Origin of the sequence: Stagnimonas aquatica, from assembly GCF_003730135.1 — a bacterium.
GTDB lineage: Bacteria > Pseudomonadota > Gammaproteobacteria > Nevskiales > Nevskiaceae > Stagnimonas > Stagnimonas aquatica.
On sequence record NZ_RJVO01000002.1, the window covers coordinates 471,853 to 489,868 of the forward strand.

At 70.6% G+C, this 18,016-nt stretch carries 9 protein-coding genes; 5 read left to right on the top strand and 4 right to left on the bottom strand.

Features of this window, described 5'->3' with window-relative positions; genetic code table 11:
* Window positions 1-6 precede the first annotated feature (6 nt).
* The 4 genes from ED208_RS06680 to ED208_RS06695 all read right to left on the bottom strand — a co-directional run bounded on the left by ED208_RS06680 (window position 7) and on the right by ED208_RS06695 (window position 8,333).
* A complete protein-coding gene (locus tag ED208_RS06680; RefSeq protein WP_123211093.1) occupies window positions 7-5,979 on the bottom strand; it encodes an alpha-2-macroglobulin in 5,973 nt (1,990 codons plus the stop codon).
* A 60-nt stretch (window positions 5,980-6,039) separates the two neighbouring features.
* On the bottom strand, window positions 6,040-6,429 hold the full coding sequence (locus ED208_RS06685) for an OsmC family protein (RefSeq protein WP_123211094.1): 390 nt from the start codon (window positions 6,427-6,429) through the stop codon (window positions 6,040-6,042).
* 66 nt (window positions 6,430-6,495) lie between these two features.
* Window positions 6,496-7,152: an N-acetylmuramate alpha-1-phosphate uridylyltransferase MurU gene (murU, locus tag ED208_RS06690; protein WP_123211095.1), complete on the bottom strand. Its 657-nt coding sequence runs from the start codon at window positions 7,150-7,152 to the stop codon at window positions 6,496-6,498.
* A gap of 191 nt (window positions 7,153-7,343) precedes the next feature.
* Window positions 7,344-8,333 (bottom strand): aminoglycoside phosphotransferase family protein, encoded by a 990-nt coding sequence (locus ED208_RS06695; RefSeq protein WP_123211096.1) that lies wholly within the window; start codon window positions 8,331-8,333, stop codon window positions 7,344-7,346.
* Between the two features lie 132 nt (window positions 8,334-8,465).
* On the opposite strand from ED208_RS06695, the gene ED208_RS06700 reads away from it, so the two are divergent.
* From ED208_RS06700 to ED208_RS06720, 5 genes are all read left to right on the top strand, one after another.
* Window positions 8,466-10,640 (top strand): LPS-assembly protein LptD, encoded by a 2,175-nt coding sequence (locus ED208_RS06700; protein ID WP_123211097.1) that lies wholly within the window; start codon window positions 8,466-8,468, stop codon window positions 10,638-10,640.
* 82 nt (window positions 10,641-10,722) lie between these two features.
* Complete coding sequence (locus tag ED208_RS06705) at window positions 10,723-12,048, top strand: peptidylprolyl isomerase (protein ID WP_123211098.1); 1,326 nt, start codon at window positions 10,723-10,725, stop codon at window positions 12,046-12,048.
* Window positions 12,049-12,052: 4 nt separating this feature from the next.
* Window positions 12,053-13,048: a 4-hydroxythreonine-4-phosphate dehydrogenase PdxA gene (gene pdxA / locus ED208_RS06710; RefSeq protein WP_123211232.1), complete on the top strand. Its 996-nt coding sequence runs from the start codon at window positions 12,053-12,055 to the stop codon at window positions 13,046-13,048.
* A complete protein-coding gene (gene rsmA / locus ED208_RS06715) occupies window positions 13,045-13,821 on the top strand; it encodes a 16S rRNA (adenine(1518)-N(6)/adenine(1519)-N(6))-dimethyltransferase RsmA (RefSeq protein ID WP_123211099.1) in 777 nt (258 codons plus the stop codon). Before pdxA ends, rsmA begins: the two co-directional genes overlap by 4 nt.
* 929 nt (window positions 13,822-14,750) lie before the next feature.
* The gene (locus ED208_RS06720; protein WP_123211100.1) at window positions 14,751-18,008 is read left to right on the top strand and encodes an AAA family ATPase; all 3,258 of its coding nucleotides are present in this window, start codon (window positions 14,751-14,753) and stop codon (window positions 18,006-18,008) included.
* Window positions 18,009-18,016: the final 8 nt, after the last annotated feature.

The window sequence follows — 18,016 nt, forward strand, 5'->3', positions numbered from 1 at the left end:
CCGGACTCAAGGCCGGATCACCTCGATTTGCCCGGCGGCGGCGCGCGCGTAGATGCTGGGCTCGTACATCGCCTCGCCATAGGCCGGGGGAATCTGGAAGCGCCCGGCGGCGGTCGCCTTGATCCGGTACTTCAGTTCGCTGACCTCCTTGCCGAAATCGACGTAGAGCACCGCGCGGTCCTCGCGGTAGTCGGCATAGGTCGGCCGCGCGCCGGCCAGCCAGCTCAGCCAGTTGCAGCCGCAACCGAGATTGCCGGCGTCTTCGCTGGCCTCGCTCTCGCCTTCACCCTCGGAGGACTCGTCCGGCAACACCGGCTGCATCGCCTGCTCGGCGGGCGCGCTGCTCGGCTGCACGATCTCGAAGCCGCCGGGCAGCAGATCGACCAGGGCGACATCGCTGAGCCAGTCGCGCCCGGTGCTGCGGAACTTCAGATGCACCTCGATCTCCTCGCCCAGCCGCACCTGGCTCACCGGCTTGCCGGCGAGGTCGGTGTAGCTGCGCAGAATCTCCATGCCCTGGCTGGCCGACGGCGGCGGCTGACGGTCGAAGCCGGCCTGGCTGAGCAGCGCGTAGGCCGGCAGCGGGCCGGGACTGGTCACCCGCAGCACCTTGCTCGCCTCGCTCACCGGCAGACTCGGGAACAGGCCCGGCGGCAGGCTCAGCGTCTGCTCGCCACCGGCTTTCAGCAGGGCCTTGAGACTGGGCATGGTGGCGCTGGCCTCGGCCGCCTGCGCGTAGGCATCCAGCGCCAGGATGCTGGTGGCGGCGGACAGCGACTGGTAGCGCTGTTCGCGCAGCTCGGCGACCAGATTGGCGACGAACTCCGGCCCGTAGGCCGCGAGGCGCTGGGGGAAGTGCTTGGCCAGCACGTAGAACAGCTCGGCGTCGGTCGCCATCGCGCTGTGATAGCGGTCGTAGTAATGCCCGGCCTGGCGGCCGAGCTTGACCCGGGCGATGAGCTTGTCCGCCAGCGCCGGCTGCTGCATGCGCTGGTAGGCGGCGGCCAGCCAGGCGGCGGTGGCGTCGCTCTCCCAGCGGTTCTTCCAGTTGGCTTCCAGGCGGCCGCGCAGGGCATCGGCCTCGGCGCTCATCACCTGGCCCTGGCGGGTCAGCAGGTAGACCGCGTAGGCGGCGTTGCGCTCCTGTTCGAGATTGTCGCCATCGCGGCGCGCCAGCCGCAGCAGGTAGCGGTTGCCGGCCTCGATCAGCTCGCCCGGCGCCGGGCGGCCGCGCTCGGCGGCCTCCAGCAGGAAGTGCTGGACGTAGACCGACACGAACTCCGCCTCGGCGCCGTTCGGCCACAGCCGGTAGCCGCCGTCCGGCGTCTGCCGGCTGGCCAGCTCGGCGTAGCTGCCGTCGAGATCGCTGCCCTTGGCGGTCTTCAGCGCGCCGAACTCCGGCCGCCCGGACAGCACCAGGGCCGGCATCGCCATGCTCACCAACTGCTCGGTGCAGGCATGCGCGTAATTGCCCAGCCAGGCGGCGAGTCCGTGCGCCAAGGCCAGCGGCAGCGGCGAGACGCTCACTTCGACCTCGCGCTGCTGCGGGTAGAGGCTGCGGCTGAGCGGCAGCTCGACGCTCTTGCCGGCCGGCACGCTGGCGGCATCGAGCTGCACCCGGTAGGGCGTGGCCGGACGCACCGACAGCGTCGCGCCGAGCCTGGCGCCGTAGCCGCCGCCATTCACGGTGAAGCGCAGCTCCGCCGGGCCGGGTTGGTCCTTGGCGCGCAGGCGGTAGCGCACCACCGCCTCGCTGAGCGGCTTCATGCCCAGCGACTGCTGCGCCGCACCCAGCACCTCCAGGTTGGCGGACGGCTGCAACTGCACCTGCACCGCCGTCTCGCCCTTGGCCTCCTCGACGTTGAAGGCGACCCCGGTGCTGACCTCGAACTCGTCGCCCGGCGCCACCGCCAGCGGTGCGTTGGGCAGCAGGGTGTAGTCGCCGCGCACGGTCGTGCGTGTCTCGGCCTGGCCCATGCCCTGGGCATCGACGCCCACCGCCATCAGCCGCAGGCTGCCGTTGAAACTCTCCGGCACCGTCCATTCCAGGGTCTTGGGCTCAGGTCCGACCGCGACGATGCCGCTCCACCAGGCCACCGGCGGATCGGTCTTGCGCCGGAACGGATTGAGATGCCTGCCAAGCGCACCGTCGGCGTCGCCGCCGGGCGCCGCACCCGGCATCAGGGCGCGGAACGAGGGCAGCACCAGATCGAGGATCTGCAAGGTGTCCACGTCCAGGCTGCGCTTCTGGAAGAAGTACTCCAGCGGCTGCGGCGTCTGGTAGCGCGCCACCTGCAGGATGCCCTCGTCCACCGCGTAGACCACCGCGCGGCCGGGGCGCTGGGCGCTGACCTGCAGGCGCAGGGTCTCGCCCGGCTTGAGCTTGGCCGGCGCCTTCAGGCTCAGGCCGTTGCGGCGCGCGTCGATCGACACCGAGAACGGCTGCACGCCGTGACTCATCGGCGAGGCGTGAATCTCGGCGCTGCCGGGGTCGCGCAGGAAGATCACATGCACATAGGCGGAGCCGATCAGGTCCGCCGGCACCCGGATGCGCTGCACGCTGGCGGTGGTCTCGGCCCTGAACCACTGCCAGCTCAGCACCTTCTCGCGCTCGATGGTGATCAGGCCGCTGCCGACATAGGGCGCGACCAGGCTCAGCTCGATCTCCTCGCCGGGCGCGTAGTCCTTCTTCGACAGCGCCAGTTGCAGCTCGGCGTTCTTCTCCAGGCTGCGGCTGACATCGCCGGCACCGGCGACCCGGTAGGGGATGTTGGCGTAGCTCTGGCCGGCGGCATCGACCAGCAGATAGAAGTAGCTGCCCGGCTCGCTGGCCTCCAGCTTCAGCGCGGCGCCGCTCGCCGGCAGCGCGTAGGCCTGCGCCGACAGCAGCATGTCCTTCTGCCGCGACTCGTACTGGTAGCTGCCGTTGGGGCGGCGGATCAGCACGTTCACGTACTTGCGCTGGTAGCGCTTGAGCTGCAAGTCCTTGACGGCGGTGCGCTGCGCCTGCGGGTCCAGCGCCTGGAGCTGGACCGCGCGCGGCACGCTCTGGCTGACGTAGTCGAGATCGCCATCGGCCTTCCAGCCGATCAGATAGGGCAGGTCGGAGACGATCTGCGCCGCCTCGGCGGTGACGCCGCGTCCGCCGTCGGGCTCGAAGCCGCGCGCGGTGAGATGCACGCGGTAGCTCGCGCGCGCGAAGCGCTTGAGATCCAGCGCCAGCGTCGCCTGGCCCTGGGCGTCGGTCTGGGCATCGGCCAGCGCCTCGGTGAAACCCTCGCGCGCCGCCTGCGGATCGTTGAAGCGGTAGTCCTCGTAGCCGGCGAAGGCCGGCAGCCAGGGCGTGAGGTTCATCTCCGCGCTGATCCGCCGCGACTGCGCCGGCGTGCCGAACAGGTTCTGCAGATCGACGCGCGCGGCCAGCGCCTCCGGCGACACCCAGCCCTGCGCGCGCGCCGGCTGGAAGTCCAGGCGCATCTTCAGGCGATCCGGCTCGAACTCGCGAACCTTGAAGCCGAAGCTGCCCAACAGCCGCTGCCCGCGCGGCTGCGGCAGGTAGACGCTCAGGTTGTACTCGCCGGTCGCCGAGGTCGGGCGGCTGGTGTAGGCGAGGCTGTCGAAGCCGTCTTCCGGCAAGGGCCGGCGCTGATCCAGCACCACGCTGCCGCGCGGGTCGGTGATGGTGTAGCGCAGCGGCGTGCGCGGCAGCGGGTGGTCGAAGTCGGCGGCGCGCACGATGACGCCCAGCTCGGCGCGCTCGCCCGGCCGGTACAGGCCACGGTCGCTGAACAGGAAGGCCGACAGCGCGCCCGGTTCGGTAGCCTGGGAGACGCCGCCGACATCGAAGCGCGACAGGTCCAGCGAGGACACTCTCCCATCCAGCGGCAGGAAGGACTGGTCGCCACCCTTCTTCGCCAGCAGCAGCACCGGCTGGCGCTCGTTGCGGTAGTCGCCGAGGTCGGGCAGGCGGGCGTGGCCCTGCTCGTCGGTGTCGCGGCTCAGCACCGGCTCGCCGTTCTTGCCGATCACCTCGACGCTGACCCCGGCCAGCGGCTGGCCGCTGAGGATGGACTGCACGAACACTTCGCGGCTGCCGTCCTTGTTGCGCTTGAGCACCAGGCCCAGGTCGGTGACCACGATAAGCCGGGTGTCGGACACCCGCGCCTCGTAGCCCTCGTCACCGCCCTCGTCGCCGGCCACCGAGATGTCCTGGTGGCTGACCGGGTCGTGGCCGTGCACGCGCAGGAAGAAGATGCCGCGCCGGCTCTCCTGACCCTCGGCGAGGAAGGGCACGAGATCGACCGCCGTGTACTGCGGCGTGCCGTGCGGCAGCGCCGGCAGGGTCAGCACTTTTTCCAGGCGCTCGCTGATGTTGCTCTCGTCGAACTGCCAGTTGTTCCAGTAGGGCGTCGCCAGCTCGCCGCCGGACTGGGTGACCAGGTGCTGCAACTGGCGCGGTAGCAGGCGGCCGACTTCCACCCGCAGGCCGGGCAGGTCGCGGCTGAACACGCTGAGCTTCTTCGGACCGCCCATCGCCAGCAGCGCGCCCTTGCCCATCACCCGCAGCTCGGGCGGATAGTCCGGTACCTGCAAGGCGAGCTGGCTGGACTTCTCCAGCTCGTAGCCGCCGAAGGACTTCATGCCCGCCGCCACCCGCAGCAGCAGCCAGCGTCCGGGCTCGGCGCTATGGCCGAAGCTGTGCTCCTGCGCGTGCTCGGTCTCCAGCGGATTGTGGTTGAGCGCCAGCGGCTCGCTGCCGGCCGGCAGCGTGTTGCCGATGTTGTCCTGGCCCCAGGGATAGGGCTCGCCGTTGTAGGTCTCGAAGTTCTTCTCCCACTCCTTCTGCTTGCCGGCATCGGGGTTGCGCGCCGGCAGCAGCCAGGCCTGGACGTGGCTGCGTACTTCGTCCTCGGTGCTGGAATGGCTCAGCGAGAGCGTCAGCAACTGCACCGGGTTGTCATCGACATCACGGGCGATGCGCGCCGCCAGTTCGCCGACCTGCAGGGCATAGCGGCCGGGCACGCTGACATCCCCCGCCAGCTCGGCCTGCGCCGCCGGACCCGCCAGGCTGCTGGCGATGCCGGGGGCGATGACGAAGTGCAGGCGGCCGGACTTGGCCGGCGTCGCCAGCGCGGCGGTGCGGACATAGGCGTTGAGGCGCTTGGCGTCGAGGTTGAGGGTGGTCAGCGGCCGCTCGCGCTCGACTTCCTTCTCGTCCGTGAGGCGGTCGAAATAGCTGATGCGGATGCGGTCCTTCAGCGACTCCGGGTTCACCGGATGGCTGAAGCGCAGGCTCAGGATCACGGTCTTGTTGGCGGGGTTGACCGGGTCCTGGTCAAAGCTGGCCTCGGCGAGGCTGACGCTGAACGGCTGGCTGTCGAACTCGAAGCGGTAGTCCTGGAGCGCGAGGTGGGCGGCGACCAGGCCCTTGCGGTTGAGATCGGCCTGGTAGTGGGCGCCCACCGGCCAGTCCTGGCTGGGGGTGAATTGCAGGGTCTTGTCGTCGCTCCAGCGCCACTGGCCGGGCTGGGCCGGGCTCATGCGGATCAGGCCGCTGGCCGGCGCGATCTCCTTGCCGACCAGATCCAGCGCCGCCGCCGAGCCGCTGAAGCGCAGCACCAGGGGTTTGGGCGCGTCGTCCGGCGCCTCGCAGGCATAGCAGGTGAGCGCCGGCGCCTCGACGCTGAAGCTCAGGGTCTGCGGCTGCGGCCGCGACTGCCACCAACGCCAGCCGCCCAGGCCGGCGGCGAGCAGCAGCAGCGCCACCGCCAGGGCCAGGCCGGATTCGCGCGGGTGGGCGCGCAGCCAGTCCCGCGCCGCTCTGAGCCGGGGCAGCAGCGCATCCAGCAAGCTTTGCAGCCAGGCTGGCGGCTGCCAGGCCAGCTCGCCGAAGAAGCCGCCCAGCACGGTGCCGAGGAAATCCTTCAGGCCCGCGAAGATGCCCAGCACCACCGTCCACACCGCCGTCAGCACACGCATTGCGCTCTCCCTGGTTTGCCGCTTCCCTGCCCGCCCATCTTAGGGCGGCGCAGATGAACCCTACGCGGCAGCCAGCACGGTCTCCACCTCGAAGCGCCCGTGCAGGGCCTTGTGGATCGGGCATTTGTTGGCGATGGCGAGCAGGTAGTCGCGCTGCTCGGCGCTGAGCGCACCGACGAAGCGGATCTGCCGGTTGAGCCGGTACAGGCCGTCGGCCTCGACGTGGGTGATGCTCACCTGCACGTCTTCCAGCGGCATCTGCTTGCGCCGCGCCACCATCATCACGGTGAGCGCAGTGCAGGCGCCGAGCGCGGAGTCGAGCAGGTCGTGCGGGTCGGGGCCGAGATCGTCGCCACCCTGGGCGGCGATGACGTCGGTGAGGAACTGGTGCGCGCGCACCTCGATCTGGTGGGCGAGCTTGCCTTGCGGCGCCTTGCTGACGCGGATCATCGGGACTCCGGGGAGAACGGGGGACGGAGCCCAGAGCTTATCGCCAGGCCCGCGCCAGCGGGGCGCTCAGCCGCCGATGGCGGCCAGGCGCTCGGGGGTGCCGATGTCCGACCAGATGCCCTCGTGCAGCGCGCCGGAAACCTGCCCCTGCGCCATCGCCCGCCGCAGCAGCGGCGCCAGCGGAAAGGCGCCGTCGCTGCAGCCCTCGAACAACTGCGGATGCATTAGGGCGATGCCGCTGTAGGTGAGCTTGGGCTCGTCTTCACCGACCCGGCCGTCATTGAGCGAGAAGTCGCCCCGGGGATGCTGGGGCGGGTTGGGCACCAGCAGCAGATGCGCCAGCTCGCCAGCCTTCAGGCCACGTGCCAGCAGCGGCGCAAAGTCGTAGTCGGTCCAGACATCGCCGTTGACCAGCAGGAACGGCGCCTCGCCGAGCAGCGGCAGGGCGCGGAAGATGCCGCCGCCGGTTTCCAGCGCCGGCCAGCCCTCGTCGGAATAGGACAGCCGCAGACCCAGGCGCGAGCCGTCGCCGAGCGCGGCCGGAATCTGCGCGCCCAGCCAGCCGAGGTTGACCACCACCTCGCGCACCCCGGCCGCCGCCAGCTTTTGCAGATGCCATTCGATCAGCGGCTTGCCGGCCACCGGCAGCAGTGGTTTGGGCTGCCGGTCGGTGAGCGGGCGCATGCGTTCGCCACGCCCGGCAGCGAGCACGAAAGCCTTCATGAGCAGCTCCGCGCCATCGCTAGGGAAACCGGGCAGAGGTCGTCATTCCGGCGAAAGCCGGAATCCAGTCCCTGATTAAGACGCAAATCTTGCCGGTACTGGATGCCGGCTTGCGCCGGCATGACCGAAGGCTTTGAGCTTGCACAGACCTTCGCTTGTGCCTTCATGGGCAGCTCCACCGCTGCACGCCCTCAGGCCTCCAGGCCCAGCGCGTCGAACAGCTTGAGCAGCGGCGCCAGCTCCGGGTAGCGCGCCGCCACCGGCCGCACGTAGGCGATGAAGCGCGGGGTGTCGGCGAGGTAGTGCGGCTTGCCGTCGCGGTAGTTGATGCGGGCGAAGATGCCCAGCACCTTGAGATGGCGTTGCAGGCCCATGAGGTCGAAGTCGCGCTCGAAGGCGGTCAGCTCGGCCGGCACCGGCAGGCCGGCGGCGCGTGCGGCCTGCCAGTACTGGCGGCGCCAGGCCTCGACCCGCGCCTCCGGCCAGGAGCGGAAGGCGTCCTTGAACAGGCTCACCACGTCGTAGCTGATCGGGCCGTGCACCGCGTCCTGGAAATCCAGCACACCGGGGCTGGGCGTCGAGACCATGAGGTTGCGCGGCATGTAGTCGCGGTGCACGTAGACCCGCGACTGCGCCAGCGCGGCGTCGACCAGCACCTGGCAGCTCTGGCGCCACCAGTCCTGCTGCTCGGGACTCAGCGCACGGCCCAGGTGACGGGCGACGTACCAGTCGGGGAACAGCGCCAGCTCCCGCTCCAGCAGCGCCGCGTCATAGGGCGGCAGCACGCCCTCGCGGCTGGCCGCCTGCCACTGCACCAGGGCGGCGATGGCGTCGGCGAACAGGGCGTCGGCGTTGTCCTCAGTGATGACGTGCAGAAAGGTCTGGCGACCGAGGTCGGAGAGCAGCAGATAACCCTGCTCCAAGTCCTGGCCGAGGATGCGCGGCGCGTTGAGGCCGGCGTCGAGCATCAGCTGCGCGACCTGGATGAACGGCCGGCAGTCCTCGCGCTCGGGCGGCGCGTCCATCACCACCCAGCTCTGGCCCTGGGCTTCCAGCCGGAAGTAGCGACGGAAGCTGGCGTCGGCCGAGGCCGGCGCGAACCGGGCGTCGTCGAGGCCGAGACTGGCGAGGGCGAACTGGCGCGCGGCGGCGGCGCGGGCATCGGGCGGGGTGTCGGTCACTGGCGGTGCGGCGGTGGTGCGTAAAGACGGGCAGTGTATTGAAGGCGCCAGCGCGAGTCTGCCCCGCGCCGTTGCCGCCGGAGGTGGCGAGGCGGGATACTGCGCGCCCCTCCCGCCGTCTGGCACCTCTCCGTGGCCTCGCTCCGCCGCTTCCCGCTCCTGCTGCTGCTCGGCCTGCCGGCCCTGGCGCTGGCCCAGAACGACGAACCGGCGCCGGCCATGTGCCAGCAACTGGATCTCGGCACGCTGCCCAGCTCGCCGCTGGACAAGCTGGTGCTCACCGCCGACAGCCTGCGGGCCGAGCGCCAGGGCCTGGCCGACCTCGCCGGCTCGGTGCGCCTGCGCCTGGGCGACAAGGAATTCGTCTCCGACGCGCTGCAATACAACGACGAGCTGCGCCGCATCCAGATCAACAAGGCCTCGCAGTTCCGCAGCGAGGACTACCTGATCCGCGCCGAGCGTGCGCAGTTCGACCTCAACAGCGAGGAAGGCCTGTTCGAGGACAGCGAGTTCACCTTGGGCAAGGTTGGCGCCCGTGGCAGCGCCCGCAGCATCCAGCTCAGCCGCGCCGGCGAGGCCAGCGCCCAGGAGATCAGCTACACCTCCTGCTCGCCCGGCGACAATAGCTGGACCATCACCGCCGGCCGGCTCTACCTCAACCGCGAGGAAGGCCTGGGCACCGCCCGCAACGCTACCATCCGCATCGCCGGCGTGCCGGTGCTCTACACGCCCTATCTGCAATTCCCGATCGACGACCGTCGCCGCAGCGGCCTGCTGTTTCCCTCACTGGGCAGCGACAGCCGCACCGGCATCGACTTCGCCTGGCCGATCTACCTCAACCTCGCGCCCAACTACGACGCCATCCTCACGCCCCGGATGATGAGCGACCGTGGCAACCAGGTGGCCCTGGCCGGGCGCTATCTGCTGCCGCGCGCCGAAGGCCGCAGCCGTTTCGAGTACCTGGCCGACGACCAGCAGTTTGGCCGCTCGCGCGGCAGCAGCGAGTTTGTCCACAACGGCCTGCTCAGCAGCCGGCTGGCGCTGGAGATCAACTACGCGGAAGTCAGCGACCCCAACTACTTCGAGGACTTGAGCCGGGTGGTGGATTTCTCCTCGCTCACCCACCTGGAGCGCAGCGCCCGCCTCACCTACCAGTCGCCGGGCGCCTACACCGTGCAGGCGCTGGTGCAGGACTTCCAGCCGCTGGCCTCGGCCTTCACTGCCGTTGACGACCCCTACCGGCGGCTGCCGGAACTGCGCTTCGACGCCCTCACCCGCGAGGACTGGCACGACACCCGCGCCGGCATCAGCGCCCAGGCGGTCAACTTCACCCGCCCGGATTCGGTCGAGGGCCTGCGCCAGACCGTGCAGCCCTATGTGCGCTACAGCCGCGACCTCGGCGCGATGTTCGGCCGCGCCCAGCTCGACCTCAATCACACCCGCTACCAGCTCAGCAACAACAGCACCGGCGACGACAACCCCGAGCGCACGCTGCCGATCTTCTCGGCCGACGCCGGTCTGCGCTTCTACAAGTTCGACAACGGCGGCGGCCTGCAATTGCTGGAGCCCAGGCTGTTCTATCTCTACGTGCCCTACCGCGAGCAGGACACGCTGCCGGTGTTCGACACCGGCGAGACCGACTACGACGTGCCCAGGCTGTTCGCCCGCAACCGCTTTTCCGGCCTGGACCGCATCGCCGACGCCAACCAGCTGACCACCGCACTGACCTGGCGCCAGCTCGACGCCGGCACCGGCGCCACCCGGCTGGCGGCGAGCTTCGGCCAGATCTACCGCTTCGAGGAATCGCGGGTGACCCTGCCCGACGCCGGCAGCCTGGACGCCGGCAGCAGCGACTACCTGGCCGGCCTGGAGATGCGCCTGATGCAGGGCCTGTCGGCCACCAGCACCCTGCAATGGTCGCCGGACAGCGGCCGCTTCAGCCGCACCGGCATGGCCCTGCGCTACCGCAACGACGGTCTGCGCGGCGACCTCGCCTACCGCTTCCGTCAGGGGCTACTGGAACAGACCGACCTCAGCCTGTCGGCGCCGGTGAGCAGCGCCTGGCGGCTGGCCGGGCGGCTGCGCCGCTCGCTGCGTGACAACCGCAGCCTCGACGCCCTGGCTGGCGTCGAGTACGAGACCTGCTGCTGGGCGCTGCGCGGCTCCTACCGCCGCTACCTGGTCAACAGCGCCGGCGAGTTCAACAGCGGCGTCTACCTGCAATTGGAACTCAAGGGCCTGAGCCGCTTCGGCGCCGGCTTCGATGAACTTCTGCCCGGGGATGACCGTCCACTCGGGGACGACTGAGCTGTCTCCCGGCCCGTCGGTCCGGCCGCTCCGGACCTTCGTGCTACCCTTCCCGCCCCCGGTTTCACCACGTATACGCGCAATGTCCGCTCCGTTCCTGTCCCGCCTGCGCCCGCTCCTCGGTTCCTTGCTGTTGCTGGCCGCCAACGCCCAGGCGGCGCCGCAACCCCTGGACCGCATCATCGCGGTGGTCAACGACGGCGTGATCCTGCAAAGCGAGCTGGACCGCGCGCTCAACATGAGCACCGCCCAGTTGCGCGAGCGCGGCATCACCCCGCCGCGCGAGGACGTGCTGCGCACCCAGGTGATGGAGCGGCTGGTCACCAACCGCTTGCAGACGCAGAAGGCCGCCGAAGCCGGCATCCGCATCGACGACCGCGAGTTGAACGAGGTGCTCAACAACATCGCCGCCCAGAACGGCCTGACGCTGGCCGCCTTCGCCGACGCGGTGCGCAAGGACGGCCTGGACTTCCTCGCCGTGCGCGAGCAGGTGCGCGACGAGGTGCTGATCGCCCGGGTGCGCCAGAAGGAGGTCGAGAGCCGGGTGGTGGTCACCGACCAGGACATCGACCTCTTCCTCGCCAACCGCAGCGCGGTGGACGACACCGAATACCGCCTCTCGCACATCCTGGTGGCGCTGCCGGAAGGCGCCAGCGCCGAGCAGCGCGAAGCCGCCCGGGCCAAGGCCAACGGCCTGCTGGCGCGGCTGGCCAAGGGTGAGGACTTCGCCCAGCTGGCGGCGGCCGAGTCCGACGGCCAGCAGGCGCTGCAGGGCGGCGACCTGGACTGGCGTAAGGGCTCCGACCTGCCCAGCCTGTTCGCCGGCGTGGTCGGCAAGCTCAAGCAGGGCGAAGTCAGCGAGGTGCTGGAATCGGCCGGCGGCTACCACCTGATCAAGCTCGCCGGCAAGCGCGGCGGCGGCGAGGCGCAGAGCGTCACCGAGACCCGCGCCCAGCACATCCTGTTGCAGGCCAATGCCATCCGTGACGAGGACGCCACCCTGGCGCAGGCGCAGGATCTCGCCAAGCGCCTGAAGGCCGGCGAGAACTTCGACGCCCTGGCCAAGCAGTATTCCGACGACCCCGGCTCCAAGAACGCCGGCGGCGACCTCGGCTTCCAGCCGGTGGGCGTGTTCGTGCCGGAATTCCAGATCCGTCTCGACCAGTTGCAGCCGGGCGAGACCTCGGCGCCCTTCCACACCCAGTTCGGCTGGCACATCGCCCGGGTCACCGAGCGCCGCACCCGCGACACCACCGAAGAGACCCGCCGGCTCAAGGCGCGGCAGGCGATCATCGCCCGCAAGAGCGCCGAGGAGTACGACCTCTGGGTGCGCCGCCTGCGCGACGAGGCCTACATCGAACTGCGGCGCGCCGACGGCAAGCCGGCGGGCGCCGACGCGCAGTCCTGATTTGGTGAGCGCCGCCGCGCGCCTGCTGCTGACGCCGGGCGAGCCGGCCGGCATCGGTCCTGAACTGGTGGTGCGGCTGGCGCAGGACGCGCCGGCCGGCGCCGCGCTGATCGCCGTCGCCGACCCCGCCGCGCTGCAACGTGCCGCCCAGCGCCTGGGCCTGCCGCTGCGCCTGCACCCCTGGCAGCCCGGCGCTGCGGCCGGCGAGCTGCCCGCCGGCGAGTTGTGGAACTGGCCACTGCCGCTGGCGGTGCCGGAAACCCCGGGCCAGCTCGACACCCGTAACGCCGCCCATGTGCTGGAAGCCCTGCGCCGGGCCTGCGACGCCTGCCTGGCCGGCGCCGCCGACGCCCTGGTTACCGGCCCGGTGCACAAGGGCATCATCAACGAGGCCGGCGTGCCGTTCAGCGGCCATACCGAATTCCTCGCCGAGCGCAGCGGCGCGCCGCTGCCGGTGATGTTGCTGGCCGCCAGTACGCTGCGCGTCGCCCTGGTCACCACCCATCTGCCGCTGTCGGCGGTGCCGGCGGCGATCACCGCCGGGCGCCTGGAACAGACCCTGCGGGTGCTGCACGCCGACCTCCAGAGCAAGTTCGGACTCGCGCAACCGCGCATCCTGGTCTGCGGCCTCAACCCGCACGCCGGCGAAGGCGGCCATCTCGGTCGCGAGGAGATCGAGGTGATCGAACCGGTGCTGAAGCGCCTGCGCGCCGAGGGCTGGCAACTGGAAGGCCCGCTGCCCGCCGACACCCTGTTCACGCCCAAGGTGCTGGCGCGCGGCGACGCGGTGCTGGCGATGTACCACGACCAGGGTCTGCCGGTGCTCAAGCACGCCGGCTTCGGCCAGGCGGTGAACATCACCCTCGGCCTGCCGATCCTCCGCACCAGCGTCGATCATGGCGTCGCCCTCGACCTCGTCGGCAGCGGTCGGGCCGAACTCGGCTCCCTGCGCGCGGCGGCGGAACTGGCCCGCGATCTCGCCCTCAAGGCCCACTCATGAGCAGCCACAAGGCCAAGAAGCATTTCGGCCAGCACTTCCTGCACGACGGCCGGGTGATCGAACGCATCCTCCAGGCGCTCAACCCGCAGCCCGGCGATGCCCTGGTGGAGATCGGCCCTGGCCTCGGCGCGCTCACCGTGCCGCTGATCGCGCGGGTGCCGGCGCTCACCGTGGTGGAACTCGACCGCGACGTGCTGGCGCCGCTGCGTGCCGCCTGCGGCGAGCATGCCGGCAAGCTGACGGTGATCGAGGCCGACGCGCTGAACGTCGATTTCGGCGCCCTGGCCCCGGCCGACGGCCAGCTCCGGCTGGTCGGCAACCTGCCCTACAACATCTCCACGCCGCTGCTGTTCCACCTGCTGCGCTTCGCCGACCGGGTGCGCGACATGCACTTCATGCTGCAGAAGGAAGTGGTGGACCGCATGTGCGCCGACCCCGACACCGACGACTACGGCCGGCTCACCGTGGCGCTGGCGGCGCGCGCCCATTGCGACTGGCTGTTCAAGGTCGGCCCCGGCAGCTTCAACCCGCCGCCCAAGGTCGATTCGGCGGTGGTGCGGGTGACCCCGCGCCCGGCGCCCTTCCCGCTTGGCGATCTGGCCCGCTACGACCGGGTGGTAGCCGCCGCCTTCTCGCAGCGGCGCAAGACCTTGTCGAACGCGCTCAAGACCCTGATGCCGGCCGAGGCGATCCGCGCCGCCGGCATCGACCCCGGGTTGCGGGCGGAGACTTTGCCACCGGAGGCGTTCGGGCGGCTGGCCATGCAGCTCTGAGTAGGCGCGCGGTCTGTTTTCTGGGTGGGGGCGAGGTGGCGGGTTAGTGGTTCGCGGGTTAGTGGTTCGCGCGTTCGCGCTCTGCCGGCCATGCAGTTGGTGCAAGCTTTTTTCGCCTATTGGCGACTCACTTTTCTTTGCTCCTGCAAAGAAACAGTTAATGGGTTGGCATGGCAAGCCATGCCAACAGCAAAAGAAAGCACACCCCTGCGTAGCGCCCCCCTTCGGGGGCAAGCCTGCGATGCTCGGCCCAAAGGGGCCGCTCGCGAACTCGGCGCCCTATAGGCGCCTCAAACAGGCGCTCGCTGTTATCCCCCTTTGGTCCTCCGCTTCTCGGCGCTACGAAGGGGACCGGAACATCTACAGCACGGCGGTCTCCGCCCGCCGCAACATCACCAGCAACAGCAGGCGCTAGCTTCGCTCGCGCGAGGTTGGCGAAGCCGACGAGCCGGAGTGCCGTTGATGTGGCTTTTGATGTGGCGGGTGATGTGGCTTTTGACTTGCCCTCCCCCTTCGTGGCGCCGAGAAGCGGAGGTCTCCGGGGGTATGGAAGCCGGCGCCTGTCTGAGGCGCCTATAGGGCGCCGAGTTCGCCGGCGTCCCCCGGAGACCGAGCATCGCAGGCTTGCCCCCAAAGGGGGCGCTACGCAGGGGTGTGCTTTCTTTTGCTGTTGGCATGGCTTGCCATGCCAACCCATTAACTGTTTCTTTGCACAAGCAAAGAAAAGTGAGTCGCCAATAGGCGAAAAAAAGCTCGCACCAACTGCACAGCCAGCAGAGCGCGAACGCGCGAACCGCAGCCAAGCATGTCAGCGCGAACGCGCGAACCACAAACAAGCAACGCCCCCCAAGAGTGGGAGAAACCTTGGACAGTGCCAAGGCTTGAGAGGCATATGATTCCCCGGTCAGCCCACCCCGCTCCCCCGGCCCATGCCCGCCTGCCCCAGTTGCTCCGCCGAAAACCCCGAAGGCTCGCGCTACTGCAACCAGTGCGGCGCCAAGCTCGGCGTGGCGGCGGCGCCGGAGCGCAAGAGCTACACGCCTCGGCATCTCGCCGAGCGCATCCTGAGCCAGCGCGCCAGCCTGCGCGGCGAGCGCAAGCGGGTGACGGTGCTGTTCTGCGACTTGAAGGGTTCGACCCGGCTGGCGCAGCAGGCCGGTGCCGAGGCCTGGCACGGCATCCTCGACCGCTTCTTCGGCATCCTGAGCGCCGCCGTGCATCGCTATGAGGGCACGGTCAACCAGTACACCGGCGACGGCATCATGGCGCTGTTCGGCGCGCCGCTGGCGCTGGAGGATCACGCCCAGCGCGCCTGCCTGGCGGCGCTGGAAATGCAGCGCGAGCTGCGCCGCTATGCCGACGAGTTGCGGCTTACCACCGGCCTCAACCTGAGCCTGCGCATCGGCCTCAACAGCGGCGAGGTGATCGTCGGCGCCATCGGCGACGACCTGCGCATGGACTACACCGCGCAGGGGCTGACGGTGAACCTGGCGGCGCGCCTGGAGCAGATCTGCGAGCCCGGCCAGGTCTACCTCTCGCGCGACAGCGCGCGGCTGGTGGACGGCTATTTCGCGCTGCGCGATCTCGGCCGCATGCAGGTCGCCGGGCTCGACGAAGCGGTGGAGGTCTACGCGCTGGAAGGCCCGGGCCGCCTGCAAAGCCGGCTCGACCGCTCGCTCTCGCGCGGCATCTCGCCCTTCATCGGCCGCGAGGCGGAACTCGCGCAACTCGGCGCGCTGCTGGAGGGCGTGCGCGCCGGCCAGGGCCGGATCGTCTCGGTGGTCGGCGAGGCGGGCATCGGCAAGTCGCGGCTCTGCTACGAATTCGCGCGGCTGTGCGCCGAGGCCGGCTTCGAGCTGCATCGCGCCAGCGGCCTGCCCTACGGCAACGCGCTGCCGCTGCACCCGCTGCGGCACCTGGCGCTGTCGCGCCTGGGCCTGCCACCGCAGGCGAGTACCGGCGAGATCCGCCGCCTGGTCGCCGGCACCTTCCTGCTGGAACACCCCGAACACGCGGCGGCGCTGCCGATGGTGTTCGACTTTCTCGGCGCCGGCGAGGGCGCCGAAACCAACCCCGAGCGTGCGGCGGCGGCGCGCGAGCGCCTGTTCGAGCTGCTGGCGCACTACCTGCCCTGCCCGACCGAACGGCCGCTGGTGCTGCTGATCGAGGACCTGCACTTTTTCGACCGTGCCAGCGAGGAGCTGCTCGGCCGGCTGTGCGAGAGCGTGCGCGGCCATCGCGCGCTGCTGCTGCTCAACCACCGCCCGGACTACGCCGACGACTGGCTGCGGCCGGGTCTCGACATCCGCATCGCGGTGTCGGCGCTAGCCGCGCCGCAACTGATCACGCTGGCCCGCAGCCGCCTGGGCGCCGACCCCGGCCTCGCGGCGCTGGCCGGCGAGCTGGGTGCGCGTGCCGCCGGCAACCCCTACTTCGTCGAGGAGGCGGTGCAGGCGCTGGCCGAGTCCGGTCATCTCCAGGGCGCCCCGGGGGCCTACCGGCTGGCACGGCCGATCGACGACTGGCCGATCCCGGACAGCGTCCACGCCCTGCTGGCGGCGCGCATCGACCGCCTGCCAGAGGAGAGCAAGAACCTGCTGCGCACGGCGGCGGTGATCGGCCAGGAATTCCACCCGGAAGAACTCGCCGCGCTGCTGGCGCCGGAAGCGACTGCGGTCGAATCCCTGCTGGCGGCGCTGGAGACCGCCGGCTTCCTGCTCAGCGAGCGTGGGCCCGACGGGACGCGCTACGCATTCCGGCATCCGCTGCTGCGCGAGGTGGCGTATTCCGGCCAGCTCGAAGCCCAGCGTGCGCGCACCCACGAGCAGTTGGCGCGGACGCTGGAGCAGCAGCACCCCGCCCGCGAAGGCGGCAACGCCGCTTCGGTGCGCATCGCCCACCACTGGCAGCACGCCGGAGACTGGGCCCGCGCCGGCGAGTGGAACCTGCAGGCGGCGCGCTGGGCCGCCACCCGCGATACCCGCATCAGCATCGAGCAGCAGCAGCTCGCGCTCCGCCACCTCGACCGGGCACCCGATGGCCCGGCGCTGCGCCGCCTGCGCATCGCCGCCCGCGCCGGCCTGATCCGCATCGCGCTGTTCACGCCGGTGCCGCAGGCGGAGGTGGAACGCGCCTACACCGAGGGCCGGCGGATGGCCGCCGAGGGCCAGGACGCCGCCGGCGCCGCCGAGCTGCTGATCTCCTACGGCAACGAGCAATTGCACCGGGGTCATGCCGATACCGCCATCGCCCTGCACGACGAGGCGGTGCGGCTGTGCCTGGCCGAGGGCAAGCTGGAACTGGTGCGGCGCTTCCGGCTGGCGATCCTGCTCAGCCATTTTTCCGCCGGCCGCCTGCGCGAGGGCATCGCCCTGGTCGATACCGCCGACCAGGGCCGCTGGCGGCAGGAAGCCATCGGCGAGGACAACTTCGTCTCCTGCGGCTTCCACGCCCAGATGCTGGCCTGGATGGGGCAGTTGCCACAGGCCCAGCAGCAGTTGCAGGCGGTGCTCGACTACGCCAGCCGCGAGGCACGCAATGCCAGTTGGATGCACGCCTTCAAGGTCGATCTCGCCTGGTTCAGCGGCGACTACCGCGAGGCGCTCAACCACGCCGAGCTGGCGATGGAACGCGCCCAGGAGACCGGCGGCCCCTACTTCCAGGCCATCGCCGGCCGCGCGCTGGGGCTGGCGCTGAGTTTCCAGGGCCGTCATGCGGAGGCCATCGCCTTGCTGGAGGGCTTGCGGCCGATCAGCGAGCCCGGCGGCCTCGCGCACCAGTTCGAGGCCAGCCACTACGCGGCGCTGGCCCTGGTGCACCGGCGCGCCGGGCAGTTTGAGGCGGCACGCGCGTTGGCCGAGCGCGGCATCGCCAGCGCGCAGGGCTCGCGGTCGCGCATCTGGGAAATCTACGCCTGGCTGATGCTGCTGGAGCTGCCGCAGGAGGCGCTGGCCGCCGAGCGCGCCGCCGCCGGCCTGGCGCGCCTCGCGGTGCTGATCGACGAGGCTGGTGCCGAGGGCTTCCGGGCCTGGTTGCTGCTGCACCGGGCGCGCTGGTGCCCGGGCTGCGCCGAGCGCGAGGATTGGCTGGCGCGCGCCGCCGAACAGTTCGAGCGGGTGGGTGCGCCTATCCAGGCCGAGCGTCTGCGCAACAGCCGGCAAGCGGAACGGACCTTGCTTGAGGCATAGTTTCGCCG

Coding starts and splice junctions, on each gene's coding strand:
- ED208_RS06680 (WP_123211093.1), bottom strand. CDS start 5,979: ATGCGTGTGCTGACGGCGGTGTGGACGGTGGTGCTGGGCATCTTCGCG.
- ED208_RS06685 (WP_123211094.1), bottom strand. CDS start 6,429: ATGATCCGCGTCAGCAAGGCGCCGCAAGGCAAGCTCGCCCACCAGATC.
- murU (WP_123211095.1), bottom strand. CDS start 7,152: ATGAAGGCTTTCGTGCTCGCTGCCGGGCGTGGCGAACGCATGCGCCCG.
- ED208_RS06705 (WP_123211098.1), top strand. CDS start 10,723: ATGTCCGCTCCGTTCCTGTCCCGCCTGCGCCCGCTCCTCGGTTCCTTG.
- rsmA (WP_123211099.1), top strand. CDS start 13,045: ATGAGCAGCCACAAGGCCAAGAAGCATTTCGGCCAGCACTTCCTGCAC.
- ED208_RS06720 (WP_123211100.1), top strand. CDS start 14,751: ATGCCCGCCTGCCCCAGTTGCTCCGCCGAAAACCCCGAAGGCTCGCGC.